The organism is Planotetraspora phitsanulokensis (assembly GCF_016863295.1).
Classification (GTDB): Bacteria; Actinomycetota; Actinomycetes; order Streptosporangiales; family Streptosporangiaceae; genus Planotetraspora; species Planotetraspora phitsanulokensis.
This window is the reverse complement of record NZ_BOOP01000005.1, coordinates 43,612-68,234: the sequence shown is the minus strand read 5'-3', so window position 1 is coordinate 68,234 and position 24,623 is coordinate 43,612. Positions and strand designations below refer to the sequence as shown.

At 69.3% G+C, this 24,623-nt stretch carries 24 protein-coding genes; 12 read left to right on the top strand and 12 right to left on the bottom strand.

Features of this window, described 5'->3' with window-relative positions:
- Nucleotides 1-76 precede the first annotated feature (76 nt).
- The 4 genes from Pph01_RS08145 to Pph01_RS08130 all read left to right on the top strand — a co-directional run bounded on the left by Pph01_RS08145 (nucleotide 77) and on the right by Pph01_RS08130 (nucleotide 4,030).
- The gene (locus Pph01_RS08145; RefSeq protein WP_204072375.1) at nucleotides 77-1,186 is read left to right on the top strand and encodes a sulfite oxidase; all 1,110 of its coding nucleotides are present in this window, start codon (nucleotides 77-79) and stop codon (nucleotides 1,184-1,186) included.
- 127 nt (nucleotides 1,187-1,313) lie between these two features.
- Nucleotides 1,314-1,760: a MarR family winged helix-turn-helix transcriptional regulator gene (locus Pph01_RS08140; RefSeq protein ID WP_204072374.1), complete on the top strand. Its 447-nt coding sequence runs from the start codon at nucleotides 1,314-1,316 to the stop codon at nucleotides 1,758-1,760.
- Entirely contained in the window at nucleotides 1,753-3,174 is a 1,422-nt protein-coding gene (locus Pph01_RS08135; RefSeq protein ID WP_204072373.1) for an MFS transporter, read from the top strand. Before Pph01_RS08140 ends, Pph01_RS08135 begins: the two co-directional genes overlap by 8 nt.
- A 205-nt stretch (nucleotides 3,175-3,379) precedes the next feature.
- Nucleotides 3,380-4,030, top strand: a complete 651-nt coding sequence (locus Pph01_RS08130) for a maleylpyruvate isomerase family mycothiol-dependent enzyme (RefSeq protein ID WP_204072372.1) — start codon at nucleotides 3,380-3,382, stop codon at nucleotides 4,028-4,030.
- An 81-nt stretch (nucleotides 4,031-4,111) separates the two neighbouring features.
- On the opposite strand, the gene Pph01_RS08125 is transcribed toward Pph01_RS08130, so the two are convergent.
- On the bottom strand, nucleotides 4,112-4,735 hold the full coding sequence (locus Pph01_RS08125) for a TetR/AcrR family transcriptional regulator (RefSeq protein WP_204072371.1): 624 nt from the start codon (nucleotides 4,733-4,735) through the stop codon (nucleotides 4,112-4,114).
- 102 nt (nucleotides 4,736-4,837) lie between these two features.
- On the opposite strand from Pph01_RS08125, the gene Pph01_RS08120 reads away from it, so the two are divergent.
- Nucleotides 4,838-6,043, top strand: coding sequence for a cytochrome P450 (locus Pph01_RS08120; RefSeq protein WP_239116515.1), 1,206 nt, complete (start codon nucleotides 4,838-4,840; stop codon nucleotides 6,041-6,043).
- A 52-nt stretch (nucleotides 6,044-6,095) separates the two neighbouring features.
- On the opposite strand, the gene Pph01_RS08115 is transcribed toward Pph01_RS08120, so the two are convergent.
- Nucleotides 6,096-7,064 carry an NAD(P)/FAD-dependent oxidoreductase gene (locus Pph01_RS08115; RefSeq protein ID WP_204072370.1) on the bottom strand — a complete coding sequence of 323 codons (969 nt, stop codon included), beginning with the start codon at nucleotides 7,062-7,064 and terminating at the stop codon, nucleotides 6,096-6,098.
- Between the two features lie 138 nt (nucleotides 7,065-7,202).
- Here Pph01_RS08115 and Pph01_RS08110 point away from each other — a divergent pair, with 138 nt between their 5' ends.
- Nucleotides 7,203-7,385: a hypothetical protein gene (locus tag Pph01_RS08110; RefSeq protein WP_204072369.1), complete on the top strand. Its 183-nt coding sequence runs from the start codon at nucleotides 7,203-7,205 to the stop codon at nucleotides 7,383-7,385.
- A complete protein-coding gene (gene sigJ, locus Pph01_RS08105; RefSeq protein ID WP_204072368.1) occupies nucleotides 7,375-8,274 on the top strand; it encodes an RNA polymerase sigma factor SigJ in 900 nt (299 codons plus the stop codon). Before Pph01_RS08110 ends, sigJ begins: the two co-directional genes overlap by 11 nt.
- A 108-nt stretch (nucleotides 8,275-8,382) precedes the next feature.
- Here sigJ and Pph01_RS08100 read toward each other — a convergent pair whose 3' ends face one another.
- Nucleotides 8,383-9,144, bottom strand: a complete 762-nt coding sequence (locus tag Pph01_RS08100; RefSeq protein WP_239116514.1) for an SDR family NAD(P)-dependent oxidoreductase — start codon at nucleotides 9,142-9,144, stop codon at nucleotides 8,383-8,385.
- A 54-nt stretch (nucleotides 9,145-9,198) separates the two neighbouring features.
- Here Pph01_RS08100 and Pph01_RS08095 point away from each other — a divergent pair, with 54 nt between their 5' ends.
- On the top strand, nucleotides 9,199-9,555 hold the full coding sequence (locus tag Pph01_RS08095) for an ArsR/SmtB family transcription factor (protein ID WP_204072366.1): 357 nt from the start codon (nucleotides 9,199-9,201) through the stop codon (nucleotides 9,553-9,555).
- A 65-nt stretch (nucleotides 9,556-9,620) separates the two neighbouring features.
- Here Pph01_RS08095 and Pph01_RS08090 read toward each other — a convergent pair whose 3' ends face one another.
- Both Pph01_RS08090 and Pph01_RS08085 read right to left on the bottom strand, forming a co-directional pair.
- Complete coding sequence (locus Pph01_RS08090; RefSeq protein ID WP_204072365.1) at nucleotides 9,621-10,079, bottom strand: iron chaperone; 459 nt, start codon at nucleotides 10,077-10,079, stop codon at nucleotides 9,621-9,623.
- Nucleotides 10,080-10,237: 158 nt separating this feature from the next.
- Nucleotides 10,238-10,693 (bottom strand): carboxymuconolactone decarboxylase family protein, encoded by a 456-nt coding sequence (locus tag Pph01_RS08085; RefSeq protein WP_204072364.1) that lies wholly within the window; start codon nucleotides 10,691-10,693, stop codon nucleotides 10,238-10,240.
- Nucleotides 10,694-10,868: 175 nt separating this feature from the next.
- Between Pph01_RS08085 and Pph01_RS08080 the strand changes: the two genes are divergently transcribed.
- The 3 genes from Pph01_RS08080 (at nucleotide 10,869) to Pph01_RS08070 (ending at nucleotide 15,810) form a co-directional block, all read left to right on the top strand.
- On the top strand, nucleotides 10,869-13,322 hold the full coding sequence (locus Pph01_RS08080; protein WP_239116513.1) for an XRE family transcriptional regulator: 2,454 nt from the start codon (nucleotides 10,869-10,871) through the stop codon (nucleotides 13,320-13,322).
- A gap of 254 nt (nucleotides 13,323-13,576) precedes the next feature.
- On the top strand, nucleotides 13,577-14,707 hold the full coding sequence (locus Pph01_RS08075; protein WP_204072363.1) for a phosphotransferase family protein: 1,131 nt from the start codon (nucleotides 13,577-13,579) through the stop codon (nucleotides 14,705-14,707).
- Between the two features lie 2 nt (nucleotides 14,708-14,709).
- Nucleotides 14,710-15,810 (top strand): Rv3169 family protein, encoded by a 1,101-nt coding sequence (locus Pph01_RS08070; protein ID WP_204072362.1) that lies wholly within the window; start codon nucleotides 14,710-14,712, stop codon nucleotides 15,808-15,810.
- A gap of 11 nt (nucleotides 15,811-15,821) precedes the next feature.
- On the opposite strand, the gene Pph01_RS08065 is transcribed toward Pph01_RS08070, so the two are convergent.
- Complete coding sequence (locus Pph01_RS08065) at nucleotides 15,822-17,162, bottom strand: FAD-binding oxidoreductase (protein ID WP_204072361.1); 1,341 nt, start codon at nucleotides 17,160-17,162, stop codon at nucleotides 15,822-15,824.
- 195 nt (nucleotides 17,163-17,357) lie between these two features.
- Between Pph01_RS08065 and Pph01_RS08060 the strand changes: the two genes are divergently transcribed.
- The gene (locus Pph01_RS08060) at nucleotides 17,358-18,293 is read left to right on the top strand and encodes an RNA polymerase sigma-70 factor (protein ID WP_204072360.1); all 936 of its coding nucleotides are present in this window, start codon (nucleotides 17,358-17,360) and stop codon (nucleotides 18,291-18,293) included.
- Here Pph01_RS08060 and Pph01_RS08055 read toward each other — a convergent pair.
- The 6 genes from Pph01_RS08055 to Pph01_RS08030 form a co-directional block, all read right to left on the bottom strand.
- The gene (locus tag Pph01_RS08055; RefSeq protein ID WP_204072359.1) at nucleotides 18,249-19,532 is read right to left on the bottom strand and encodes a multidrug effflux MFS transporter; all 1,284 of its coding nucleotides are present in this window, start codon (nucleotides 19,530-19,532) and stop codon (nucleotides 18,249-18,251) included. The two genes, Pph01_RS08060 and Pph01_RS08055, sit on opposite strands and share 45 nt — an antisense overlap.
- The gene (locus Pph01_RS08050) at nucleotides 19,532-20,596 is read right to left on the bottom strand and encodes a histidinol-phosphate transaminase (RefSeq protein ID WP_204072358.1); all 1,065 of its coding nucleotides are present in this window, start codon (nucleotides 20,594-20,596) and stop codon (nucleotides 19,532-19,534) included. Before Pph01_RS08050 ends, Pph01_RS08055 begins: the two co-directional genes overlap by 1 nt.
- 58 nt (nucleotides 20,597-20,654) lie before the next feature.
- Nucleotides 20,655-21,551, bottom strand: coding sequence for a phytanoyl-CoA dioxygenase family protein (locus Pph01_RS08045; protein ID WP_204072357.1), 897 nt, complete (start codon nucleotides 21,549-21,551; stop codon nucleotides 20,655-20,657).
- A gap of 355 nt (nucleotides 21,552-21,906) precedes the next feature.
- Nucleotides 21,907-22,830: an alpha/beta hydrolase gene (locus tag Pph01_RS08040; protein ID WP_204072356.1), complete on the bottom strand. Its 924-nt coding sequence runs from the start codon at nucleotides 22,828-22,830 to the stop codon at nucleotides 21,907-21,909.
- Nucleotides 22,831-23,109: 279 nt separating this feature from the next.
- Nucleotides 23,110-23,523: a carboxymuconolactone decarboxylase family protein gene (locus Pph01_RS08035; RefSeq protein ID WP_204072355.1), complete on the bottom strand. Its 414-nt coding sequence runs from the start codon at nucleotides 23,521-23,523 to the stop codon at nucleotides 23,110-23,112.
- 51 nt (nucleotides 23,524-23,574) lie between these two features.
- The gene (locus Pph01_RS08030; RefSeq protein WP_239116512.1) at nucleotides 23,575-24,606 is read right to left on the bottom strand and encodes an aldo/keto reductase; all 1,032 of its coding nucleotides are present in this window, start codon (nucleotides 24,604-24,606) and stop codon (nucleotides 23,575-23,577) included.
- Between the last annotated feature and the right edge of the window lie 17 nt (nucleotides 24,607-24,623).

Sequence of the window (24,623 nt, the reverse complement as noted above, 5' to 3'; positions counted from 1 at the left end):
GGAACCAGAGCCGCTGCGGGCCCCAACCCACCCCCGGCGTATGGCCCGGTCGGGGAGGCCGGGGCATGCTGGTCGGATGGACGTGACACTGGCCGAGATCAGCCGCCCCGGACGGGTGGACACCGGCGAAGGCATCAGCACCGAAGAGCTCGCCCTGGCTGCGCGCAACCACGGCATCCCCCTGGAGGCGCTGCGGTACGACGTGACGCCGCCCGGCCTGCACTACCTGCTCATCCATTACGACATCCCGTTGCTGGACCCGCTGACCTGGAGGTTGCACGTGGGCGGGCGGGTCGGCACGGATCTCACGCTCGGCCTGGCGGAGCTGAAGGAACTGCCCCGCCGTACCGTGCGGGTGACGATGGAGTGCGCGGGCAACGGGCGGGCGAGGCTGGATCCCAGGCCGGTCAGCCAGCCGTGGCTGGTGGAGGCGGTGGGGACGGCCGAGTGGACCGGCGTGCCGCTACGCGAGGTGCTCGCCGCGGCGGGCGCCGACCAGGACGCGGCCGAGGTGGTCTTCACCGGAGCCGACCACGGCGTGGAGCGCGGCGTCGAGCAGGACTACCAGCGCAGCCTGCCGCTGGAGGAGGCGATGCGCGAGGAGGTGCTGCTCGCCTACGAGATGAACGGCCTTCCCCTGGCCCCGCAGCACGGTTTCCCGCTCCGCCTCGTGGTCCCCGGCTGGTACGGCATGGCTCACGTGAAGTGGCTGAGGAACATCGAGGTGGTGACCGAACCGTTCACCGGCTTCCAGCAGTCCGTCGCCTACCGCCTGCGCCAGGAACCACACGAGCCGGGCGAGCCGGTCACCCGGATCGTCCCGCGGGCACTCCTGGTGCCGCCGGGCTTCCCCGACTTCATGTCCAGGACGCGCGTGGTGCGGCCGGGCACGGTGACCCTGGAGGGCCGGGCGTGGTCCGGCCGTGTGCCGGTCGAGCGGGTGGACGTGAGCGTGGACGGCGGCGCCACCTGGGCGCCGGCGGTGCTGGCCGAGCCCGACGGGCACCCGTGGGCGTGGCGGCGCTTCACCTTCGAGTGGTCTCCCGGCCCTGGCCGTTACGAACTGTCGGCCAGGGCCACGACCGCCGACGGGGAAGGACAGCCCGAGTCGCAGGCGTGGAACCGCGGCGGATTCGCGAACAACGCCGTTCAGCGGATCCCGGTGGTCTGCCTCGAAGCGGAATGACCGCGGGGGAACCGGGCCGCCGCTGACGGCTGCTCCCGCGTTCCGTGCAGGGCGACAGCAAGTGATGCAGCTCATACTGTACAGGTGAAACTGTACAGTCAAGCCTGTACACGTTAGCGTGGAGGGCGTGAGCGAGAACCCGAGCCTGTCGCCCTCGGCGGTTCAGGCGTCGCACGAGGTCCGTGCGGTCATCAGCCGCCTGCGACGCCGAATCCTGAACGCCTCCGAGGTCGAGGACATCACCTTGGGCCAGGCGTCCGTCCTGGCCCGCCTGTCCGGCAAGGGGGGCGTCACGGCGAGTGAGCTCGCCTCAGCCGAAGGGGTGCGGCACCAGTCGATGACGGCGACGGTCGCGTCCCTGGCCACGATGGGGCTGGTGGAGCGGAGTCCCGACCCGGACGACGGGCGGCGCCTGCTGATCGCGCTGACCGCGGAGGGCCACCGCCGGGTGGAGGAGGGACGGCAGGCCCGGAACGAATGGCTCGCCGGCCAGTTGCAGGACAAGTGCACGGAAGAAGAACGCCAGGCGGTGATCGCCGCCATGGCCGTGCTGTCGCGGCTGACCCATGACTGATTCGAAGACCGACGCCGTAGGAGAAGAGACGGACGAGCCGGGTTTCGACCGGCGGCTGCTGCCGCCGATGATGCTGGGCTCGGTCCTGAACCCGATCAACTCGACGATCATCTCCGTCGCGCTCGTACCCATCGGCGAGGCCCTGGGCGCGCCGTCCTCGCAGACCGCGTGGCTGGTCTCCGCCCTCTACCTGGCCACCTCGCTCGGGCAGCCGGTCGTGGGCCGGCTCATCGACGTCTTCGGGCCGCGCAGGCTCTTCCTCCTCAGCACCGGCCTCGTCGGCGTCGCCGGCGTCGTGGGCGCCCTGGCGCCGAACCTGGGGGTGCTGATCGTCGCGCGCGTCCTGCTCGGGTTCGGCACCTGCGCCGGCTATCCCGCCGCGATGGCACTGCTGCGCAGCGAGGCCAAGCGCACCGGACGGGACAGTCCCGGCGGGGTGCTGACCGCCCTTGCGGTCGCCAACCAGACCATCGCCGTGGTCGGCCCGCTGCTGGGCGGCCTGCTGATCGCGGCGGGCGGCTGGCGTGCCACCTTCGCGCTGAATGTGCCGCTGGCCGTCGCCGCCGTGCTGCTGGGGCTGCTGCGGTTGCCCAGGCCGGCCGGAACGGGCGAGTCCCCGCAGCGTGGGCCCCTGGCCGCCCGGCTCGACCTGCCCGGGATGGGCCTGTTCGCCGCGACGCTGACCTCGCTGCTGCTCTTCTTGATGAACCTGCACCTGCGCGACTGGTACCTGCTGGTGATCGCCGCCGCCGCGGGAACCGCGTTCGCGGCGCGGGAACTGCGGGCCGCCACCCCCTTCATCGACCTGCGCGTACTCGGCGGCAACACCCCGCTCCTTGCCACCTACGGGCGCGCGCTCGTCGCCTACGTCGTCGCCTACGCCTTCCTCTACGGCTTCAGCCAGTGGACCGAAGAAGGCTATGGACTGACGCCCTTCCACGCCGGGTTGGTGCAGGTCCCCATGTTCCTGATGGCGATCGGCGTCTCGATCATCACCGGGCGGCGCAAGAGCGTGCGCGGGAAGCTGCTGGTCGGGGCGGCCGGACAGATCGTCGCCTGCCTGGTGATGCTGACGCTCACCGGGAAGAGCCCCCTGTGGACGCTGGTCCTCGTCGCCCTGATCTTCGGCGTCCCGCAGGGGCTGAACAACCTGGCCCTGCAGAACTCCGTCTACTTCCAGGCCGATCCCGAGCGCACCGCCTCCTCGGCCGGGCTGCTGCGCACCTTCGCGTACATCGGCTCGATGATCGCCTCCTCGGCGACCGGCGCGTCCTTCGGGCAACGTGCCGACACCGGCGGCATGCACCAGCTCGCCTGGGTCATGCTCGGCTCCGGCGTGGTCTACCTCCTGCTGACCGTCTTCGACCGCACGCTCGGCCGCGCGGCGGCAGCAGACGCCCAGGCGGCGAAGTAGACCTCCCGAGTAGCCCGACCTGCAGCCTGGCCGGGATCGTCGGCCCGGAAACGTCGGAGGCGCGCGATAGCGTACCGAGCGCCGGGCTCGCCCCCAGGCGACACAGGTCCGAGCGAGGCGTGGACGGTTCTGACACATCGTCGGCGCCTCCTCTGACGACGCAGGCTTCGAACCGACCGATTCGAACCAACCGAGGAGATCCGTCATGACCACATCTCCCCGCCGCACCCGCGTCGCCATGGTGCCTGACGTGGAGGCCGAACGACTCGATCTCGCCGACCTTCTCGACACACTCGACGACAGCGAATGGCAGGTGCAGTCGCTGTGCGCGGGGTGGACCGTTCGCGACGTGGTCGCTCATCTCACGCTCGCCGACCGCGAGTTCACCGCCACGATGCTGCGGGTGATCCGGGTTCGCGGCGACTTCGACCAGGCGACCGCGGACATGGCCCGCGAACGAGCCCTCCGGTACAGCCCCGCCGAACTCGTCGCGCAGTTGCGGGAAACGGCGGGGCAACCCCGGCGCTTCCCGATGAGCAGCCCCCTGGACCCGCTGACCGACATCCTGGTGCACGGGCAGGACATCGCCCGGCCGCTCGGTCGACAGCGCCCGATGCCCGCCGAACGGGTGCTTCCAGTGCTGCAGCACGTGTGGACGAGCTTCTTTTACGGCACGCGGAAACGCTTCGCCGGGCTGCGGTTCGTCGCCGGCGACGCCGATTGGACGGCCGGCGACGGTCCGCGGGAGGTGCGTGGACCAGCGGGCGACCTGCTCCTCCTCGCCACGGGACGGCGGATAGGGCCAGACGGGCTGACCGGCGACGGGATCGCCGAGGCCGTAGCGCGGCTGAAGTAGACCCCGCGGGGGCGGGGTGCGCGTCAGGCCGCCATCGAAGATCCACGGGACACGACGTGGGCCTCCCGGTCCGTACATGTCTCAGTCGCTGAGCGCGGCATCCCGGCCGGCTGCCGTGATGACCCCTTGGACGGCTTGGCCGATGCGTTCGGCGACCTGGCCGGGATCAGGCCGGCCGGCATCCAGCCAGGCGATGACGGCCTCAAGGGTGAGCGCCGGGATCAACCGCGAGGCCCATTCGAGCCAGGGGCCTTCCGGCAGCAGTCGGGCCAGGTTCCGGCGGGCCACGTCGCGGGAGGCGGCGGTGATGGAGTCGATCAGCTCACGGAACTCCGGCTCACGGGCCGCGTAGCGGAACAGCAGCCGGAATCCGTCGGGATCGGCCGCGGCGGCGCGGACCAGTGCCGGGATGGAGTCGTCGTCGAAGTCGTCTGCGCCGGTGGCCTCGGCCAGGCGCGTGCAGGCGCGGTCCAGAACGGCCCGGTACAGATCGGCTTTGGAGTCGAAATGCCGATAGAGCATGGCGCGGGTCAGACCGGCCTCGGCGGCGACGTCGTCCAGGCCGGTGCTTGTGTACCCGGCGCGGGCGAAAGCGCGGGTCGCGGCGTCCAGGATCTGCTCGCGTCGTTCCGTACGGCGTAGCCGGCGCACCGGCGCGGAGGTGTTCGCCGTCTGCGGGGCCTCCGCCGGGTCGGTGTTCGCCATCGCCGTCCTTCCCTCTTGTATACGCGAAAGTCTACAAGTAGCTTAGTATACGTAAGGATATACAAAATGGTGTCTACCTAAGTCGATCGAGGTGGAGGAACCGTGTCCGTTCCCGTGCAGCTCCCGATGGAGCAGCCCAGCCCGCTACAACCCTCACCCGAGCTGCGCGTCTTACAAGGCCGAGGACCGATTCACCAGGTCCGCACCGCGGTCGGGGACCCGGCGTGGATGATCATCGGCTACGAGCACGTCCGCCGTCTGCTGGACGACGACCGGCTGGGCAGGGCCCATCCCGAACCCGAACGCGCCTCCCGCACCGGCGAATCGGCGCTGTTCGGCGGGCCGCTGGGCGACTTCGACACCGAGCAGGCCGACCACACCCGGATGCGGTCGCTGCTGCAGCCGCACTTCTCGCCCCGGCGGATGCGGACGCTACGCCCTCGAGTCGAGGAGCTGACCAGAGCGTTGCTGGACGATCTGACCGCGCAGGGCGCACCGGGCGACCTGCACGCGGGGCTGGCGTTGCCGCTGCCGATCGCGGTGATCTGCGAGCTGCTGGGCGTGCCGTACGCCGATCGCGCGCGGTTCCGCGCCTGGACCCAGGCTGCGGGCGACATCACCGACCGTGCTCGCTCCGAGCACGGCCTGGCCGAGCTGTTCCTCTACGGCCGGCAACTGGTGGCCCGCAGACGCGAGGAGGGGCTGCTGAACGACGATGGGCACGGCGAGGACGCCGATGTGATCACCCGCATGGCGCGCACCGAGGGGGTCGGCGACGACGAGGCCGCGATGATGGGCATGTTCCTGCTGTTCGCCGGACACGAGACCACGGTGACCGCGATCGGCATGGGCGTCGTGTGGCTGCTGGCCGACCCGGCCCGATGGCAGGCGTTGGTGGCCGACCCCGCGCTGATCGATCAGGCGGTGGAGGAGATCTTGCGCGCGCCGGGTCTGGGCGGCGGAGGCGGCATCCCCCGGTACGCCCGCACCGATCTCGACATCGCCGGTGTGCGCGTGCGCGCGGGAGAGTTGGTCCTGCTGGACACCGGAGCGGCCAACCACGACGGGACGGTGTTCGCCGATCCGGACAACTTTGACGTCACCCGCCCGGCCCCCGCGCACCTCACCTTCGGGCACGGTGCGCGCTACTGCATAGGCGCACCACTGGCACGCATCGAACTGCAGACGGTGTTCTCCCAGCTCATCCGCCGATTTCCGGAGATGCGCCTTACCGTGGCCGTTGAAGAACTGCCGTTCATCACTGACGTGCTGACCAGCGGACCAGCCGAACTTCCCGTCACGTGGTGACCGCGGCCTCAGGGGAGGCGTCTGACGAGGCGGGCGGGGGGAAGGGCGCCGGTCAGTTCACGCCGGGGATCAGCCGGGCGGTGCGCGGGTGGCGGGCGGTCATCGAGATGGTGCGCACCGTGGTGCGGATGATCTGCTCCTTGACCAGCGCGGCGGCCCGGCCGGTCACGATGCGGTCGCGCGGGGTGTCGTCCTTGGCGACGAACTGCAGCAGCCCGTCGCGGCGGCCCAGGCTCATGCACTGGGCTGAATAGGAGAACTTCAGCGGCAGGGGCTCCAGGCCGCGGAGGTCCCGGACCACCGAGCGGGCCGCGTGCAGCCCGACCGGCAGCGCCGTGGCACAGGCCATCCGCAGCGGCCCGGAGACCGTGGTGTACGCGGCCGCGGCGTCCCCGGCGACATAGACCTTCGGATGGGACACCGAGCGCAGCGCCGCATCCACGGTGATCCGGTCAAGCCCGTCCACGGCGAGTCCCGCCGCCTTCGCGATCTCGGTGTTGGGCACCATCGACGCCGACCAGACCACGAGGTCGGAGTCGACGTCGGCGGCCCCGGCGATCTGGCGGTCCTCCTCGATCGCCACGCCCAGATCAGTCAGCACCGACCGGATGTGCGCCCGGCCGCGCCGGGAGACGCTCGGGGCGATCTTGCCGCCGGTGACCAGCCGGATCTCCCACTCCGGGTGCGACTCGGCCAGTTCGGCGGCGGTCTCGATGCCGGTAAGCCCGCCGCCCACCACGGTGAGGCGGCCGCCGTCGGTATGCACCTCGGCCGAGGCGGTGTCGATCCGCGACACCCGCGCCGACAGGTGCGTGACGCCGGACGCTCGCAGCAGCGGCCACAGCGCGTGACGCACGTCCTCCCTGCCCGCGGCCCGCTCGTGCAGCCGTACCCGCTCGGTGAAGGAGTCGTCCGGGTCGATCAGCGTGACCCGGACCTTCCGCGCCAGCCCGAAGGCCGCGCGCAGGCCGCCGTAACCGGCGCCCAGCACCACCACATGTGCTTCGTCGAGTTGTGTCATGTTCGATATGACGAGGTGGCACCGTGCGATGTGAACGGCCGGAGAACTTCACGTTCAGCGGGGCTGCGTCGTCGAAGGGGTGTGACATCACCCGAAACACATCAGAAGGTAATCGTCCTCGGCGGGGGGTATGCCGGGGTGACGCGCGCCGACCAACTCGCCGGTACGGCCGGCGACCAGGTGGCGATCACCCTGCACGACCCGATAGAGGACTTCGAGGACTTCGTGGAACGTATCCGGCCGCACAAGCTGCCCGCCCGCCGCAGCTGGAGCGGCCCCGGCGCCGGCACGCTACGGGAGGTGACCCGCCATGTCGCATGAGGAGGGCTCGCTGCGCTCGATCTTCACCGAGCGGGCCACGCTGATGAACGTGGCGTTCCGCATGCTCGGCTCCACCCACGACGCCGAGGACACCGTGCAGGAGGCCTACACCCGCTGGTACGCCCTGACCGAGCAGGAGCGGCTGGAGATCGAGTCGCCGACCGCGTGGCTTGTCCGGGTGACCAGCCGGATCTGCCTGGACCACCTGGCCTCGGCGCGGGTGCGGCGGGAGCGGTACGCGGGGGAGTGGCTGCCCGAGCCGCTGGGCGACGACGACGCGTGGACCAGCGCCACGCCTCCGGGCGCCGATCCGGCCGACCGGGTGACGCTGGACGAGTCGATCAGCATGAGCATGCTGGTCCTGCTGGAAGCGGTGACCCCGGCGGAGCGGGTCGCGTTCATCCTGCACGACGTGTTCAAGATGCCGTTCGCGGAGATCGCCGCCGTGGTCGGACGCACCCCGGTCACCTGCCGGCAACTCGCCGCCTCCGCGCGCAGGCACATCCAGTCCAACCGCCACCAGGCCATCGCACCCGATCAGCACAAGAACGTGGTCGCCGCGTTCAAGAACGCCTGTGAGACGGGGGACTTCGACACCCTGATCGAACTGCTGGACCCGCGGGTCACCGTGATCTCGGACGGCGGAGGCAAGGTGCGCGCGGCGCGGCGGCCGATCCACGGCGCCGAGAAGGTGGCCCGGTTCTTCCTCGGCCTGCTCCGCCGGGAATTCGGCCAGGAGGTCGCCGAGGCCGAGGTCAACGGCCGGCCCGGCCTGGTCGCCCGGCTCGACGGCCGGGTGGTCGCAGTGATCGCCACCGACGTGGACGGCGGCCGGCTGACCGACATCTGGATGGTGCTCAACCCCGCCAAGCTGCGCGCTTGGCGGTGAGGCGGGCCCGGCTCCTGGGGTTCGGGTCCCGTCGGGTGAACGCGGGGCCAGACCATGTTCCAAGATCATGCCCCAGGGCGAGGGGTGGTCCGGCCTCTGCCTGACCGCTCAGGTGAGTTCCAGGCCGCCGTCGACGGTGAGGACCTGACCCGTGACCCACATGGCGGCCGGGTCGGCCAGACGCACGATCCAGGCGGCCACCTCCTCCGGGGTGCCGCGGCGGCCGAGCGGGATGCGCGCGATCTCGTCTTGTTTGATCTGCTCGACCACGGCGTCGGGCAGGCCCGCCGCGGCCAGAGCCTGGCTTTCGGTGGGACCGGGAGCCAGGGCGTTCACCCGGATGCCGTCAGCGGCCAGTTCCAGTGCCCAGCTGCGCGTCAACTGCTCAATGGCTGCCTTGGAGGCGGCGTAGTGGGCGGCGCCGGGCAGCGGCCGGTGGCCGTACGTGCTGGAGACGTTGACGATCGCGCCGCGGCTCGCGGCGAGGTGCGGCAGCGCGGCCTGAGCGAGCATGGTGGGCGCGGTGACGTTGAGGGCCAGCAACTCGCCGATGCGCAGGGCGTCGGCCTCGGCCAGCGGCATCACCGCGGTGGCGCCGGCGTTGTTGACCAGGACGTCCAGGCGGCCCCACCGTTTGATCACCGCATCGACGATCGTCAGGGCCGCGCCGGCCGCGGTGATGTCGATGGCCAGGACGGCGATGCCGGGATGCCGGGCTGCGGTGTCCCGCAGGGCCTCGGCGCGACGGCCCACGCCGAGCACGTGCGCACCGGCGTGGGCGAAGGCGAGCGCACTGGCGCTACCGATCCCGCTCCCGGCTCCGGTCACGATCACGGTCTTTCCCTGCAGGCTGGTGAGCTGGTCTTTCACAGAGATCTCTTTCTTCGATGTTCGTGAAACATCGAACAACGCTAGCATGGGGGGATGAGACAGGCTCACCACCCTGAGCTGGGCGAAATCACCCTGACCGACGTGATGGCCGCCCTCGGTGATCCGATCCGGGTCGGGCTGGTACGCGTACTGGCCGACGGACGCGAACGCGGCTGGGGGGAGTTGCTGGCTCCGGTGGCCAAATCGACCCTCAGTCACCACCTGCGGGTCCTGCGCGATGCGGGGCTGACGCGCACGCGCCAGGAGGGCACCCGCTGCTTCGTGGTGTTGCGCCGCGAGGACCTGCGCACACGTTTCCCCGGGCTCCTCGACGCGGTGCTGGCCGCGGCGGAGACCGATGACGTCGGCCGGCAGGTCGGCCTGAAGGCCGCGCCACACGCCGCCGCCTGACCCCCTCGGTTTCTTACACACCCCCGTCACATCTCGCTGAATGGGACCCCCGGCGAATGCCGTCCTCAGCTCGCCGCCCGCTTCACGAGCGCGCCGATCCTCGCCTCGTCCTCGGCGGTCAGCTCCATAAGCGCGAAGGCGGTCGGCCACATGGCGCCGTCGTCGAGGTTCGCCGGGTCGTTGAAGCCCAGGGTCGCGTACCTCGCCTTGAACTTCGCCGCGCTCTGGAAGAAGCAGACGACCTTGCCGTCCTTGGCGTAGGCGGGCATCCCGTACCAGAGTTTCGGCGACAGGGCCGGCGCGCTGGCCCTGACGATGGCATGGATCCGCTCGGCCAGGACGCGGTCCTCTTCCTCCAACTCGGCGATCTTCGCGAGCACGTCGCGCTCCCCGTCGGCTTTGGTCGCGCGCGAGCCGCGGCGTGCGGCCGTCTTGAGCTCCTGGGCGTGCTCCTTCATCGCGGCTCGTTCTTCGTCGGTGAACCCGTCGAAGTTCTTGGCGGCTGCGGTGGTCGTTTCCTTCATGGTGAGTCTCTCCTTCTCTGGGGATCTCGGCAGAGGCGTGCGTCTTGCGAGAGCGGCCGTCGTGGCGGCTTCTCGGGCTTCGGCACGAGGGGATCGCGGCGAGCGGGCGGTCCCGGGCCAGGGCTGCTCGAGCACGCTGACCCGGGACCGCTCACCACTCATCCCCACGCGCCGGCGATCTGCCGGGTGGTGGCGTTGAGCCGGTTGAACAGGTTGGTGACGCCGACCATCAGGACGATCGCGGCCAGTTGCTTCTCGTCGAAATAGGTGGCGGCCCTGTCCCAGACCTCGTCGCTCACCGCGTCGGCGCGGTCGGCCAGCCGTGTCGCGGCCTCGGCCAGCTCAAGCGCCGCCCGCTCCTCCTCGGTGAAGTACGGGGTCTCCCGCCAGGCGACGACCGTGGCCAGCCGCTCGTCGCTCACCCCGGCCTTGCGAGCGGTCTTCGTGCCCGCGTCGACGCAGGCACTGCAGCCGTTGATCTGGCTGACCCGCAGGTGCACCAGCTCCAGCGTCTGAGTGTCCACCCCGCCGGCGTGCACGGCCTTGAAGAGCTCCTGGATGGGCTGCATCGCGCCGGGCAGGACGAAGGCCGGGTTCTGCATACGAGACTGCATTTCAGTTCTCCTCTTCGGATCGACGCCCCGTCCCTCGGGGCGTGACTCCATGACAGCCGGACGGCCACGCGGTGACGACGGTGGTGGGACACCGTGGGACAGGTGAAACGGCCTTCGCCTGCGGCGATCCGTCCCGGTAAGTTTCTTCCGCGACGGGACAGAGAGGCAGGACTCGGTGGTTGCGCAACAGCGGACGGCGAAGGCGGACCCTCAGGACGAACTGGCCGCCCGGCTGCGCCTGCTCCAGGAGTTGTCCGGGCGCGGCGTTCGGGCCCTGGCGCGGGACACAGGCCTCAGCTCGTCGTCGCTGTCGCGCTACCTCGGCGGCCAGTCGGTGCCGCCCTGGCCGGCGGTGATCGCACTGTGCCGACTCGTCAAACGCGACCCCCGCCCGCTGCGCCCCCTGTGGGAACGGGCCTCCAACCCCCTGCCCGCGCCCCCGAAGGCCAGCCGCCAGGTCCAGCCCTCACCCCGTAACGATCTGCCGCGCGACGTGCCCGACTTCACCGGACGCGAGGCCCCGCTCGCCGCCGTACTCGCCGCGGTGGACAGCAGCCGGGTGGTCGCCATCGACGGCATGGCGGGCGTCGGCAAGACCTGTCTGGCGGTGCACGCCGCGCACCGGCTCGCCACCGACTACCCGGACGCCCAGCTCTATCTGGACCTGCACGGGTTCACCGAGGGACGGGAACCGCTCGATCCCGACCCGGCGTTGCGGTCGTTGCTCGCCGCGCTCGACGTCCCCTCCGAGAGGGTTCCGCAGGACGGGGTCGAGCAGCTGGCCGCCTGCTGGCGGTCGGAACTGGCCCGGCGGCGGGCCGTCGTGGTCCTCGACAACGCCGCCGACGCCGACCAGGTCCGCCTGCTGCTGCCCGGCGCCGGCCCCTCCGTCGCCCTGATCACCAGCCGTAACCGGCTGCTGGGGCTGGACGAGGTGCCCCCGGTGTCGCTGGACGTGCTGACCCCGCAGGAGAGCGCGGAGTTGCTGGCCCGCGCCAGCGGCGATCCGAGTGGCCCCGACGGGAGGCTGGCCCGGGAACCACAGGCCGCGGCCGAGGTGCTGCGGTTGTGCGGCCATCTGCCGCTCGCCCTGCGGCTGGCTGCGGCCCGGCTGCGGCACCGGCCGGGCTGGACCGTGAGCATCCTCGTCGAGCGGATGGCGGAGGGCGAGAGCGAGTTCGACACCGCGTTCGCCATGTCCGTACGGCAGCTGGACCGGGGGCGGCGGCGCCTGTTCCGGTTGCTGGGCCTGCTGCCCGGGTCGTCCTTCGACGAGTACGTGGCGGCGGCACTGGCGGACGTGCCGCCGCGCAGCGCCCGGGCGATGCTGGAGGACCTGCTCGACGCGCACCTCGTCCAGCAGCCGACCGGCAGCCGCTACCGGCTGCACGACCTGGTGCACCAGCACGCGCGCCGGGCATCCGCGGAACAGGACTCACCCGCGGAACGGGAACAGGCGCTGGGCCGGGTGCTCGACTACTACGTGCACGCGGCGGCCGCCGCCGACGCCGCGATGCCGTTCCCGACTCCCAACCGGGCGGCCTCCGCGGGTCGCCCCCCGACCGAGTTGCCGCAGTTCACCGACAAGTATGCGGCCCTCGCATGGTTCACCACGGAGTACCCGAACCTGATGGCCGCCTTCGAGGCGGCGGCGGCCACGGCCGCCGACGCGCACGTATGCGAGCTGCCGCGTTTCATGCGGGCGTACTTCGCGCGACGCTGCGGCACGACGCACCTCAACGTCCTCTTCGAGCGATCGCTCGCGGCCGCGCAGCGCCTGGGCGATCCGCTGCAGCTGGCCGAGGCGCACAGCGACCTGGGCTTCGCGCGGTACAACGCGGGCCGGATGGCGGAGGCCGCCGCCGCCTACGAGGCGGCGGCCCCGCTGGTTTCCGAGGCCGGGGACACCCGGTCCGAGGCGGATCTGGTCATGCGCCGCGGCTACCTGAAGTGGGACGAGGGGTACGTCGAGGAGCCACTCGATCTGTTCCGGCTGGCGGGAAGGCTGTACGCGGACGCCGGCAGCCCGATGGGCGCGGCCCACGCGACCGCGGACGAGGCCTGGGCGATGCTGCAGCTCGGCCATCGCGAGGAGGCGGAGCGGCTGGCCCGCGAGGTGCTGAACCTCACGAACGCCGACCCCGGCTGGCCGGCCGCGCTGACGGCCCGGATCACCCTTGGCATGGCCATCGTCGACGATCGGTCCGACGAGTCCGCAGAGCATCTGCTCCAAGCCCTGGAACTCGCCCGCGAGGACGGTCACAAGCACAACGAGGCGTGGTGCCTCAACTGTCTGGGCGTCGCCCTGCGCCAGATGGGCCGCTACGAGGAGGCGCTGGACAGCCACCGGCAGGCGTTCGAACTCCTGGATGAGCTGTTCGAGGAACACTGGAAGATTCACTTCCTCGACGGTTACGGCGAGACCTGCCGACTGGCCGGCCTGCCCGACGAGGCCTTGCGCCTGCACCGTCAGGCACTCGAGCTGGCCCCGAAGGTGGGGTACCGGTACAAGGAGGCACTGGCCCACGAGGGGATCGCGGCCGTGCTCGACGAGACGGATCCGGTCGCCGCCGCCGAACACCGCGCGGCGGGGCAGGCCATCCGGCAGGAGCTCAAAGCAGGGGCCTGACGTGACCGGTCGCTCAGGACGGAGAGCCTGCGGCGGCAGGACCTGCGTCTGACACTCCGCGGCGGGGTGACGCGTCGCCGGCGGCTTTCGGCGCTGACGCCGCCGGGCTCATAACCAGGACGATTCGCAGCACGACTTGTGCTGAAATTCAGCGCTATTTCCCTCGACATCCGAGGTGTACTGTAATCGCGAGTCTAGAACTTGTTCTACTGGGGTTTTCGCAGAATTCACGTGCGCCACCCGGAGGGAGTTCGATGGACCGCCGACCGGCAGAGAAGATGATGCGGCGCTCTGGCCGCGACCCCCAAGCTTTTCCCCCTCGTCTCGCCGAATGGCTGGAGACCGTCCTCCCCTCAGGAGCCGCGAACCCCAGCGTCGTGGTGCACGAAGGGGCCGACGCCAACGGCATGTCGTCGGAGACGCTGTTCGTCGACGCAACCTGGACCGAGAACGGACTACAGCGGACCGGCAGTTTCGTCGCGCGGGTCACTCCGGCGGCGGAAGACGTTCCCGTGTTTCCCGAATACGCGCTTCAGGACCAGTACGACGCCATGCGGCTGGTCGGTGAGCTGACCGACGTACCTGTGCCCCGGGTGCGGTGGATGGAGCCCACGGGCGAGGTGCTCGGCAGCCCGTTCTTCCTGATGGACCGGGTCGAGGGCATCGTCCCGCCCGACGTGCTGCCGTACACCTTCGGCGGCAACTGGTTGTTCGACGCCTCGCCCGAGGAGCAACGCGGCCTGCAGGACATGTCGGTCGAGACGATCGCCAAACTGCACGCCATCCCCGACGCGTCGTCGACCTTCGGGTTCCTCACCCCGCGCGAGGGGGCGGAGGGCGACAGTCTGCTCGCGCGGAACCTGGCGCGCACGCGGGCGTGGTACGACTTCGCGACGACCGACCTGGGCCGTTCCCCGCTCGTCGAGCGCGGCCTGGCCTGGCTCACCGCGAACCTGCCGGAGACCCGCGAGACGGTCCTCAGCTGGGGCGACTCCCGGATCGGCAACATCCTCTACCGCGACTTCACGCCGGTCGCCGTGCTCGACTGGGAGATGGCCGCGATCGGCCCCCGCGAGCTCGACCTCTCATGGATGATCTTCGCCCACCAGGTCTTCGAGTCGATCACCACCATGATGGCGCTGCCGGGCATGCCGCACTTCTTCCGCGAAGAGGACGCGAAGGCGACGTACGAAAAACTCACCGGGGTGGCCCTCGGCGATCTGCAGTGGTACCACGTGTACAACGGCGTGCGATGGTGCATCGTGTTCATGCGCACCGGCGCGCGGCAGATCCATTTCGGCGAGATCGAGCGTCCCGACGACATCGAGACGCTGATGCATTCCCGGCTGTTGCTCGAAAGGCTTCTCGACGAGGTAGGTGCGTAGACGTGGTCGGTCCGCTCGACGAGTACCCCATCCATCAGGCGCCGCTGCCGGTCACCTGGGCTGCGACCAGTGACCGCAACTTCTATGACCGCTGCTACTTCAACGCCCACGACCGTACGGGCGACATCTTCGTGATCTCCGGGATGGGCTGGTATCCGAACCTCGGCACCAAGGACGCCTTCGTGCTGGTCCGCCGGGGCGGCACGCAGACGGCCGTCCACCTCGGCGACGCGATCGACGACGACCGGCTGAACCAGCGGGTGGGCGGCTACCGCATCGAGGTCGTCGAGCCGCTCCAGAAACTGCGCGTCGTCATGGACGAGACCGAGGGCATCGCGCTCGACATGACGTGGGAGGGCTCGTTCCCCGTCGTCCAGGAGCAGCCGCACATCCTGCGCCGCGGCAGCCGCGTCACGCTCGACGCGCAACGTTTCGCCCAGGTCGGCACGTGGTCCGGTTCCATCGTCGTCGACGGCGAGGAGATCGCGGTGACGCCCGACCGCTGGGTCGGCACCCGCGACCGCTCATGGGGCATCCGCCCGGTGGGCGAGCCCGAACCGGCGGGCCGGCCGTCGGACCCGCCGTTCGAGGGCATGTGGTGGCTCTACATGCCGTTGCGATTCGACGACTACGCCGTCGTGCTGATCCTCCAGGAGGACCCGGACGGCTTCCGCACTCTCAACGACTGCACCCGCGTGTGGCGCGACGGCCGGGTCGAGCAGCTCGGCTGGCCCCAGGTGACCATCTCGTACGCGTCCGGCACCCGGATCCCCACCGGCGCGGTGATCCGCTGCACCGGTTCGGAGGGCAAGCCCGTCGTGCTGGAGGTCGAGTCGCTGCTGCCGGTGGCGCTGCACATCGGCGCAGGCTACGGCGGCGATCCCGACTGGTCCCACGGCGTGTGGAAGGGCCCGGGTTTCACCGAACGCGTCACGTACGACGTTGAGTCCCCGGAGGTCGCGGGCCGGATGATGTTCGGCATCGTCGACCACGTCGGCCGCGTCACCTGTGAGGGCGCGATCGGCTACGGCCTCTTCGAGCACGGCGCCATCGGCCGCCATGACCCGAGCGGCTTCACCGACTGGTTCACCCTCGCCCCCTGACCCGCCAAGGCTTACTGGGGCCGGATGTTGTGGTTGCGGGCGAACAGGTTGGCGGGGTCGAACCGGCGCTTGACCGCCGCGAGCCGTTCGTGGGTCTCCGGCGGATAGATCGCGGCGACGTCCTCCTCGGTGGCGGAAGCGAGGAAGTTGGCGTAGGCGCCGTTGATGTGAGGTGCGAGTCTCTCCCAGATCGCCTCCAGAGCCGGACGAGCGGCCTCGACGACCGGTTCCGGACCCGCGATGGTGGTCACGAACATCAGTTCCGCTTGGCGATGCGCATAGGCGGTGGCGTCGTCGGGGACTCGGGACACGGCACCGCCGACGCTGCGGACGGAGATGAACGGCGAGCCTGCCGATGCCCCGACCTCGGCAAGGATCTGAAGGACCTCGGACACCGATTCGTTGTCGACGAAGGCGCTTCGGGCGACGAACCGGATTCCGGGCGGCGGTGTCGCGCCGTCCACGAGCGTATCCGCATAGGGCTTGAGCGCGACGTCGTCGTGGATCACCGTGCCGAGCCGTCGGATCGGGTCGATCGCCTCCGCGGCGAGTTCCGGGTCATCGCCGTCGAAGGCGACGTGGATCTCGACCGGCGCTTCGGGGCCGCCGGCGAACGGATTGGCGAAGTCCGCGATGGAGGTGAGCTCTTCGGGGGCGGTGCGGAGGTGGGCCGCCCAGCCTTGGAGCACGGTGGCCGCCTCCGATGCGGGGAAGGCGATCTTGCCGTGGAAGACGTCTGTCGTCGGGTGTGCCACGAACTCGAAGGCGGTCACGATTCCGAAGTTGCCGCCGCCTCCGCGGACAGCCCAGAACAGCTCCGGGTTGTCCTCCGCGCTCGCTTGCTCGACCGTTCCGCCCGCTGTGACCACCTCTGCGGTGACCACGTTGTCCAGGGCCAGACCGTACTTCCTGACCTTCCAGCCGATCCCGCCGGTCAACGTCAGCCCGCCGACACCGACGCTCTTGGTGTCGCCCGAGGAGATCGCCAGGCCGTGCTGGGCTAGGGCGGCCGCGACGTCACCCCAGGTGGCGCCGCCGCCGATCCGCACGCGGTGACGTTCGTGGTCGATGATCTCCACCTTTGCGAGCATGCTGAGGTCGATCACGACACCGCCGTCGTTGGTGCCGAAGCCCGCGAAGGCGTGGCCGCCGCCTCGTACGGACAGCGGAAGGCCCGCGCCGGCAGCGAATCGGACACCCGCTCGCACGTCCCCGACGCTCTTGGGCCGCAGGACATAGGCCGGACTGCCCGAAGCCAGTACCGAGCGACTGACCGATGCGTACTCCGCTTCGCCCGGTTCGACGATGTCGCCGCCGAAGTCGCGGCGAAGGGTTTCAAGCGCTGAACTCATGGTTTTCCTTCATGGAGTGGCGTACCGCGCGGATCGTCCGCGCGGCGTCCTGACGACCATGGAGATGCCGGCGACCCGACCTCTGTGACAGCGCGGCGATGTGACATACGCCATAGATCACGGTTGTCACGAAACGGTGGGGACCGGCGTCATGTGTGTGTGGCACAGTCGAGAACCAACACGCAGGAGCCGGTCATGAGCGAGAGGGCAACGGACGCGGCTGAGCCGCTCGCCGGCGCCGGCCGCACGGACTCCGCCACCGAGGCGTTCGTCGCCCACCGGAACCTGCTGTTCACCGTCGCCTACGAGATGCTCGGCTCCGCAGCCGACGCCGAAGACGTCCTGCAGGAGACCTGGCTGCGGTGGACGGGCGTCGATCTCGATGCGGTGCGGGATCAGCGTGCCTACCTGGTCCGGATCACCACCCGGCAGGCGCTGAGCCGGCTGCGTACGCTTCGCCGGCGCAAGGAGTCCTACGTCGGCCCCTGGCTGCCCGAGCCGCTGCTGACCGCGCCGGACGTCGCCGAGGACATCGAGCTGGCCGACAGCCTCTCGATGGCGATGCTGCTGGTGCTGGAGACGCTCGCGCCGACCGAGCGGGCGGTGTTCGTGCTACGCGAGGTGTTCGACCTGGAGTACGACGAGATCGCGCAAGCCGTCGACAAGAGCCCGGCCGCGGTACGCCAGATCGCCCACCGGGCACGGGCACACGTCGCCGCGCGCCGGCCCCGCGGGCCCGTTTCCCCGGACGAGACCCGCGACGCGCTCCAGGCTTTCCAGCGGGCGATCGAAACCGGCGACCTGCAACGCCTGCTCGACCTGCTCGCGCCGGATGTCGTCTTCCTGGGCGACGGCGGGGGAGTCGCGCAGGCCGCGCCTGCGCCCATCGTGGGGGCCGACAGCGTTGCCTTCCTGGCCGCCAGGCTGAGCAGGTTCGGCGCGGCGGCGTCGCTGCAGCCGGCACAGGTCAACGGCCATCCGGCCCTGATCCACCGGCTGAACGGCGAGATCAACACCGTCATCGCGGTCCGCATCGACGACGGCCTCATCACCGGGCTCTACGCGGTGCGCAACCCCGAGAAGCTCTCACGGGTCGAGCAGGAGACCGCTATGAGCCGGTGTCCGAGCTAGGACTCCGGGGCCGGGTAGCGCGGGGAGGTTCGGCCAGCGACGACCCGGGGCTGAATCGGCCTTCGAAGGGCGAGGAAGGCCGCGACACCGGCTATCGCACACGCCGTCACGAACAGGCTCATGCTTCGGCTGTCCTTCGGGCTGACGCTGACGATGAAGGACGCCACGGTTCCGCCACCCATCTGACACGCCCCGAGCAGACCGGATGCCGCACCAGGGAAGGGGAAAACCGGTCACTCCGCCTGCCACCGACAACGGGAAGATGAAGCCGTTGCCGACGTTGACCACAGCCATGAGAATCAGCATCGGCCACAGGTTGAGCGGGCTGTACAGGGAGAACACCAGAAAGGCCAGCGCCCCTCCCGCGAAGATGAGGTGCGCGCGTGTCAGCAGTTCGTCGATGGGAGTGCTTTTCACCAACCGGCGAGACACCAGGTTGCCGGATATGAAGGCGACCGACATCAGGATGTAGCAATAGCCGTTGGCCGCGGTGCTGACACCCATTCTGTGGAAGATCGCCGGCGAGCCGACGAGGTAGCCCGTGTACACGGCGTATCCCATGGCCAGGTTCACGCCGTAACGCCAGAAACCGGGGCTGCCGATCAGCTTCCGGTAGTTCCCGGCGGTCTCCCGCAGACGACGGGTTCGCGCCGCGTGCGGCCGGGACTCGGGCAGCCCGAACAGCGCCGCGACCACGGTCACCGCAGCCAGGGCGGCGGTGAACAGGAACGGGGCTCGCCACGAGAACCATTGCGTCAGATAGCCGCCGATGAACGGCGCGAACGCCGGCGAAGCGCCCATCCACGGCATGATCAGGCCCAGAACCCGCGCCGCGGTCTCCCGGTCGTACAGGTCGCCGATCATCGCTCTGGCGACGACCAGGCCCGCGCCGGCGCCGAGCGCCTGAAGCAGCCTGGCGGCCGTGAAGACGGTGATGTCCCCGGGGAAGGCGCAGGCCAACGACGCCAGAGCGTAGACCGAGAATCCGACGAGTATCGGCAGCCGGCGGCCGTGCGCGTCGGACAGCGGTCCATAGGGCAGCTGGGCGACCAGCAACCCGATCAGATATGGCCCGAACGACGCCTGTACGGCGGACACCGGCACGCCCAAGGACATCGCCGTCAGATTCATCCCCGGCAGGTTGATGTCCGACGACATCAGGCCGCCGATGCTCAGCGAGATGAGGATCGCCAGCATCATCGGCGACGGCTTGGTCCGCGGAGGCGTCGGCGGCTTCATCAGCGGGCGAATTCGGCGGCGACGGACAGAACGATGTCATTCGCGGGTTCGGGACCGACCGTGATCCGGACCCCCTCGCCGGGAAACGCCCGGACGAGCACGCCCGCGCGCTGACACGCCTCGTCGAAGTCGGCCGACCGCTCTCCCAGGCGAAGCCAGACGAAGTTCGCCTCGGTCTGGGCCACCGGCCACGCCTGTGCGCGGAGAGTGCTCAGCATGCGCTCCCGCTCCTTCACGATCGCCTCCACCCGCTCGGAGAGCTCGTCCGTCGCCCGCAAGGAGGCCAGGGCGGCGCGCTCGGCCAGCCGGGTGACGCCGAACGGCAATGCCGTCTTGCGCACGGCCCGCGCGACCGCCGGATGCGCCACCGTGAATGCCACCCGCAGGCCGGCGAGGCCGTACGCCTTGGAAAAGGTGCGCAGCACGGCGACGTTCGGCCGGTCGCGATATCGCCTGATGCCGTCCGGGATCTCGGGAGCCCGGACGAATTCCCGGTACGCCTCGTCGAGAACGATCAACACGTGCTCCGGAGCACGGTCGATGAAGGCGTCCAGGGTCTTGTGATCGACCGCGGTGCCTGTCGGGTTGTTCGGGTTGCACACGAACACCAGACGCGTCCGATCGGTGATCACATCGAGCATCGCCTCCAGGTCCTGATCGGCGCCCGAGAGCGGCACGCGGATCTGCCGGGCTCCGGCGACCGAGCTCAGGATCGGATAGGCCTCGAACGAACGCCACGCGAACACGACCTCGTTCCCTTGATCCACCACGGCCAGGAGGAGCTGCTGGAGTACCGCGGCTCCTCCGCCGCCGACCGCGACGTTCTCGGGTGCCACGTCGAAGTGCCCGGCGATGCCTTCGACCAGTTCGCTGTTCAACATGTCCGGGTAGCGATTGAAACTCGCTGCGGTCTCCCGCACGACGTCGAGCACGCTCGGCAAGGGCGCGAAATGATTCTCATTGAAGTTCATGTGGTGGCTGACCGCCCCCAGCCGGCTGACGCCCGGTTCGAATACCGGCACCGCGTCCAGCGAGCTCCGCATTCGCGGCGCGTTTCCGCTCATGATTCCTGCCTTTCTTCGAGTCGAAGCCTCACCGTCGGCCGTCTTCGGCGGGACAGGGTTACGGCTGACGCCAGACCACCGGGCAGTAATCCGGGTCGGAGTAGTCGGGACGGCCGTCGCCGGTTCGGCGGACCAGTTCGTCATGGCTGTAGCGAGCTTTTTCTCCGCCGGGCCTGCGGAACTCTCGATATTCGTTGTCCCTGTCTTGGAAACGAACCGTCACGACACGCCGCGGTTCGCCGCTGAGATTCGGCCCGCTGCCGTGGTAGGTCTTGCAGTGGTGGAAGCTGACCCTGTCTTTCTCGACCACCAGGGAGATCTTCCTGAGTTCGGCGTTGTTGTATTCCGCGTTTCGCTCGAGAGTTCGCTCCAGCGTTTCTGGATCTCGGTTCGCGAAATGCTGGGTCTCGTCGTCGCCGGCTTCGAGGGGGAGTGCCTTCCAGTTGTGGCTTCCATCGATCACGCGGAGCGTTCCGTGCTCCTCGCGGCAATCGTGCAGGGGAACGAACGCGGTGACGAGATTCTCCGATGTGCAGACGCTCCAGTGATGGAGGTCGATGTGCCAGGGGACGATATTGCTCGGCTCGTCGCGCCGGCCCGGTTTGTAGATGAGCGTGCTGCTCCAGAGCCTCGCCTCGGGTGTCTCCATCAGCAGAGCCGCAACGGCGCCGACGAGGGGCTTGCACAGGTTCCGGCATACCGTGCCGTTTTCATACGCGATGTAGTCGTTGTGCCGCTGCACGTCGCCGTACTGGGGCTCCCAGTACGCCACTGCCGGCGGTTTTCTGGGGAGGCGTCGATCTCGATGACCCGCGTAGAACCGCTCGGTGCTCTCCCTGACTTCGTCGATCTCTTCGTCGGTGAACAACCGATTGGACAGATACCAGCTGTGCTCCCGGTAGAAATGAACGTCCTCCTCCGTGGGAAGGAGTTCCATCTCCTCGTCGGTGAGCATGAATTCCTTGTTCGAAGCCACGGCGAACCGCCTCTTCCAACTCGAGTCGCGATCGGCGGGATCGCTCGCCGGCGACTGCGCGTCCGACAGTGCGGCGAACCCTCCCGGCCGGATCCGGCTAGGTGCAGGCGACTTCGGCAGGAAAAGCCGGCCGCCAGGTGGCGACGCCGGGAATCTGGCTCCTTCAAAGTCTCCCGGTGTCGTCGCGGTCAGGGCATACCGCTCACATCGACGCCTGGCGTGCCACGGCTTCAGTTCGAGGTGGCGTTACATCCGTATATTTCGACCGATCCGGGCATACCCGCCGAATAGGCGGCCTCGACCATAGGTATGGGAAATTTTCCGTCTAGGGTCATTACTGCATGGTATGTGAGATCCCCGCAGAGATGTTTATGACAGCCCCGAGGTGAACACCCGCAATCAACGCGGGACCTTCGGGCGAATTGGCGGTCACCGAATCGATGAACGACATCACGTCACCCGCCGATTGATTACAGACACCCATGGCGTGATCACTGCCGGGATACACCTTCACCGTGCACGGCACACCGTAGCGCGCCAGCGCCGCGCACAATTCCTCCGAATGTTTCGGCGGAACCCATTCATCGGCCGAGTGGATGAGCAACATCGGCGGATCGCCTGCGCCGGCGTTCGTTTTCGACGCCATCGAACGCCACGTATCCGGGCATGCCACCGGTTCACATTCGCCGGCGAGAATGAATGCCGCGTCGCGAAGCACCTTGTCGTGATCGGATGAGTCGGTCTTCATGCCGTCCTCGTAGGCCATCTCGGGGTCAGCGACCGGTGACATCCCGACGACTCCCCGGAACACGTATCCCGCCTGTCCCAGTGTCCCGAGATTGGTGACCAACTGGCCCCCAGCCGACTCGCCGAACAGCACGACATCGGACATGTCGGCGGCGAAGTATCCGGCCCTGGCCGCGATCCAGTCATACGCGGCCGCGATGTCGTCTCGGGGGGCAGGCCACGGCACTTTCAGCCGATAATCCAGGTTGAACACTTGATATCCGCGATCGGCCATGAATCTCGCGTGGTAGTTCAACGACTCTCGTGTGCCCCTGCGCCAACCGCCGCCGTGGACCATGATGACCACAGGTCGCCTGCCGGAGGAAAGCGGATGCCAAATCGCCGTGAGCTCCGCCGGTCCGTAGTTGAACGAACGTTCCTGACGTGAGGTCGAGGCCATGGCGGAATCGGACGGCGTCATGGAAAACGCCATTATGACGGCGCAGAAAATGGCCGCGATTCGCTTGGGCATTTCAAAAATCTCTCGTGTATGCGTTCCATGCACTGCTCCGGCGAGCCGCATGGTATGCCGCACCGAGGACGGGAAACGACCGTTACGTCAAGAGCTGGAACGGCTTATTGAAGTCTTTGCCGCCGGATGAGTCGACGGATGAACCGTCGACTCGGGCCGGAATCCAGGGAATGATCACGGTGTTGGTGGGTGTCAGGGACGACCTGGGGGCGCCCCCATCCGGCCCCAGCCGCGGACTTCGTGTTGAGCGCAGTGCTGCTGACGGGCGCGACACTGCCGTTACCGGGACTCTTCGGCTGCGTGGGTCTCCTGGAAGACCTGCCGGGCGATCTGATAACCGTCGAAGGCCCGGGCGGCGCCGGCGTAGGCCTCGATGTGGATGAACGCCTCGACGATCTCTTCCGGAGTGACGCCGTTGTTGAGTGCGATGCGAAGCTGCCCGCGCAGTGGTTCGAGCGTGCCCAGTGTGGCGGCGATCGTCACGGAGACGAGGGCGCGGGTGCGGGTGTCGAGGACGTCGGTGCGTGGCCATGCGTCACCGAAGGTGTGGAGTGTGGCCAGGCGCGTGAAGTCTCCAGCGTTGGCGGGCTCACCCGGGCCGGGTTCCAGGAACGGTTCCAACCGCCTGCCGAGCAGTCGTGCGGCCGTGTCGAGTGCGGTCGCGTAGCCCGGTTCAATCTCGTCGTCGGTCATGGTGGTCCTCAATCACTTGTCGTCTCGGTGGGATGAGCGGACGCCGTCAGCTCAGGAGGATCGACCCTGCGGGCGGACGTCGAGCGTGCCGTACTGCCCGCCACGCACCCGTGCGGGATCGAACAGGTCCGCGAGGTAGGCGATGTCGTCCGCGCTGAGCGGCACGGCAGTGGCGGCGGCGTTCTGGCGTGCGTACGCCGCCCGCTTCGTACCGGGGATGGGCGCGATGTCGTACGGCTGGGCGAGCAGCCAGGCCAGGGCGATCTGCCCCGGTGCGTGTCCCCGTTCGGCGGCGAACGCCTGGAGTCCCTCGATGAGGCGGAGGTTGTGCTCGAAGTTCTCTTCCTGGAACTTGGGCAAGGTGGCGCGGAAGTCGTCGCCGGACAACGCGGTCCCGCTGGTGAAGCGGCCGGCGAGCGCGGCTCTCCCCAGGGGGCTGTACGGGACGAAGGTGATGCCCAGCTCGCGGCAGGTGGCGAGCACCTCCTGCTCCACCTCGCGGGCCCAGAGCGAGTACTCACTCTGGAGAGCCGATATCGGCGCCACCGCGGCCGCCCGGTGAAGCAGGTCCGGCCCGACCGCGCTGAGCCCGATCGCGCGCACCTTGCCCGCGGTCACCAGGTCGGCCATCGCGCCGACGGTGTCCTCGATCGGCACGGTGGGGTCGACGCGATGGCAGTAGTAGAGGTCGATGTGGTCGATGCCCAGGCGGCGCAGGCTGGCGTCGCAGGCGGCGGCCACGTACTCGGGGCGTCCGTCGAAGGCCACCCCGCCCTCCGGGGCGAGCCGCGCGCCGAACTTGGTGGCCAGGACCAACTCGTCGCGCACTCCGCGCACGGCGCGGCCCAGCAGCGCCTCGTTGTGCCCGAAGCCCTTCTGGGGCTGGCCGGTGGCCGCGCTGGCCGCGCCGTAGATGTCGGAGGTGTCGAAGAAGTCGATGCCGGCGTCGATGGCGGCATGAATCGTGGCGACGGACTCGTCCTCGTCGGCGTCGCCGTAGAACTGGGACATTCCCATGCAGCCCAGGCCGATCGGCCGGATGGAGATGTCGGTGTGTCCGAGGGTGATGCGGGCTTTCTGCACGATGGTCCTCCGGGCTC

Coding starts and splice junctions, on each gene's coding strand:
- Pph01_RS08090 (WP_204072365.1), bottom strand. CDS start 10,079: ATGAAGGAAACGACCACCGCAGCCGCCAAGAACTTCGACGGGTTCACC.
- Pph01_RS08115 (WP_204072370.1), bottom strand. CDS start 7,064: ATGACACAACTCGACGAAGCACATGTGGTGGTGCTGGGCGCCGGTTAC.
- Pph01_RS08065 (WP_204072361.1), bottom strand. CDS start 17,162: ATGAGTTCAGCGCTTGAAACCCTTCGCCGCGACTTCGGCGGCGACATC.
- Pph01_RS08125 (WP_204072371.1), bottom strand. CDS start 4,735: ATGGCGAACACCGACCCGGCGGAGGCCCCGCAGACGGCGAACACCTCC.
- Pph01_RS08035 (WP_204072355.1), bottom strand. CDS start 23,523: ATGACCGACGACGAGATTGAACCGGGCTACGCGACCGCACTCGACACG.
- Pph01_RS08095 (WP_204072366.1), top strand. CDS start 9,199: ATGAGACAGGCTCACCACCCTGAGCTGGGCGAAATCACCCTGACCGAC.
- Pph01_RS08145 (WP_204072375.1), top strand. CDS start 77: ATGGACGTGACACTGGCCGAGATCAGCCGCCCCGGACGGGTGGACACC.
- Pph01_RS08130 (WP_204072372.1), top strand. CDS start 3,380: ATGACCACATCTCCCCGCCGCACCCGCGTCGCCATGGTGCCTGACGTG.
- Pph01_RS08045 (WP_204072357.1), bottom strand. CDS start 21,551: ATGCTCACCGACGAGGAGATGGAACTCCTTCCCACGGAGGAGGACGTT.
- Pph01_RS08075 (WP_204072363.1), top strand. CDS start 13,577: ATGGACCGCCGACCGGCAGAGAAGATGATGCGGCGCTCTGGCCGCGAC.
- sigJ (WP_204072368.1), top strand. CDS start 7,375: ATGTCGCATGAGGAGGGCTCGCTGCGCTCGATCTTCACCGAGCGGGCC.
- Pph01_RS08135 (WP_204072373.1), top strand. CDS start 1,753: ATGACTGATTCGAAGACCGACGCCGTAGGAGAAGAGACGGACGAGCCG.
- Pph01_RS08060 (WP_204072360.1), top strand. CDS start 17,358: ATGAGCGAGAGGGCAACGGACGCGGCTGAGCCGCTCGCCGGCGCCGGC.
- Pph01_RS08085 (WP_204072364.1), bottom strand. CDS start 10,693: ATGCAGTCTCGTATGCAGAACCCGGCCTTCGTCCTGCCCGGCGCGATG.
- Pph01_RS08040 (WP_204072356.1), bottom strand. CDS start 22,830: ATGCCCAAGCGAATCGCGGCCATTTTCTGCGCCGTCATAATGGCGTTT.
- Pph01_RS08055 (WP_204072359.1), bottom strand. CDS start 19,532: ATGAAGCCGCCGACGCCTCCGCGGACCAAGCCGTCGCCGATGATGCTG.
- Pph01_RS08050 (WP_204072358.1), bottom strand. CDS start 20,596: ATGAGCGGAAACGCGCCGCGAATGCGGAGCTCGCTGGACGCGGTGCCG.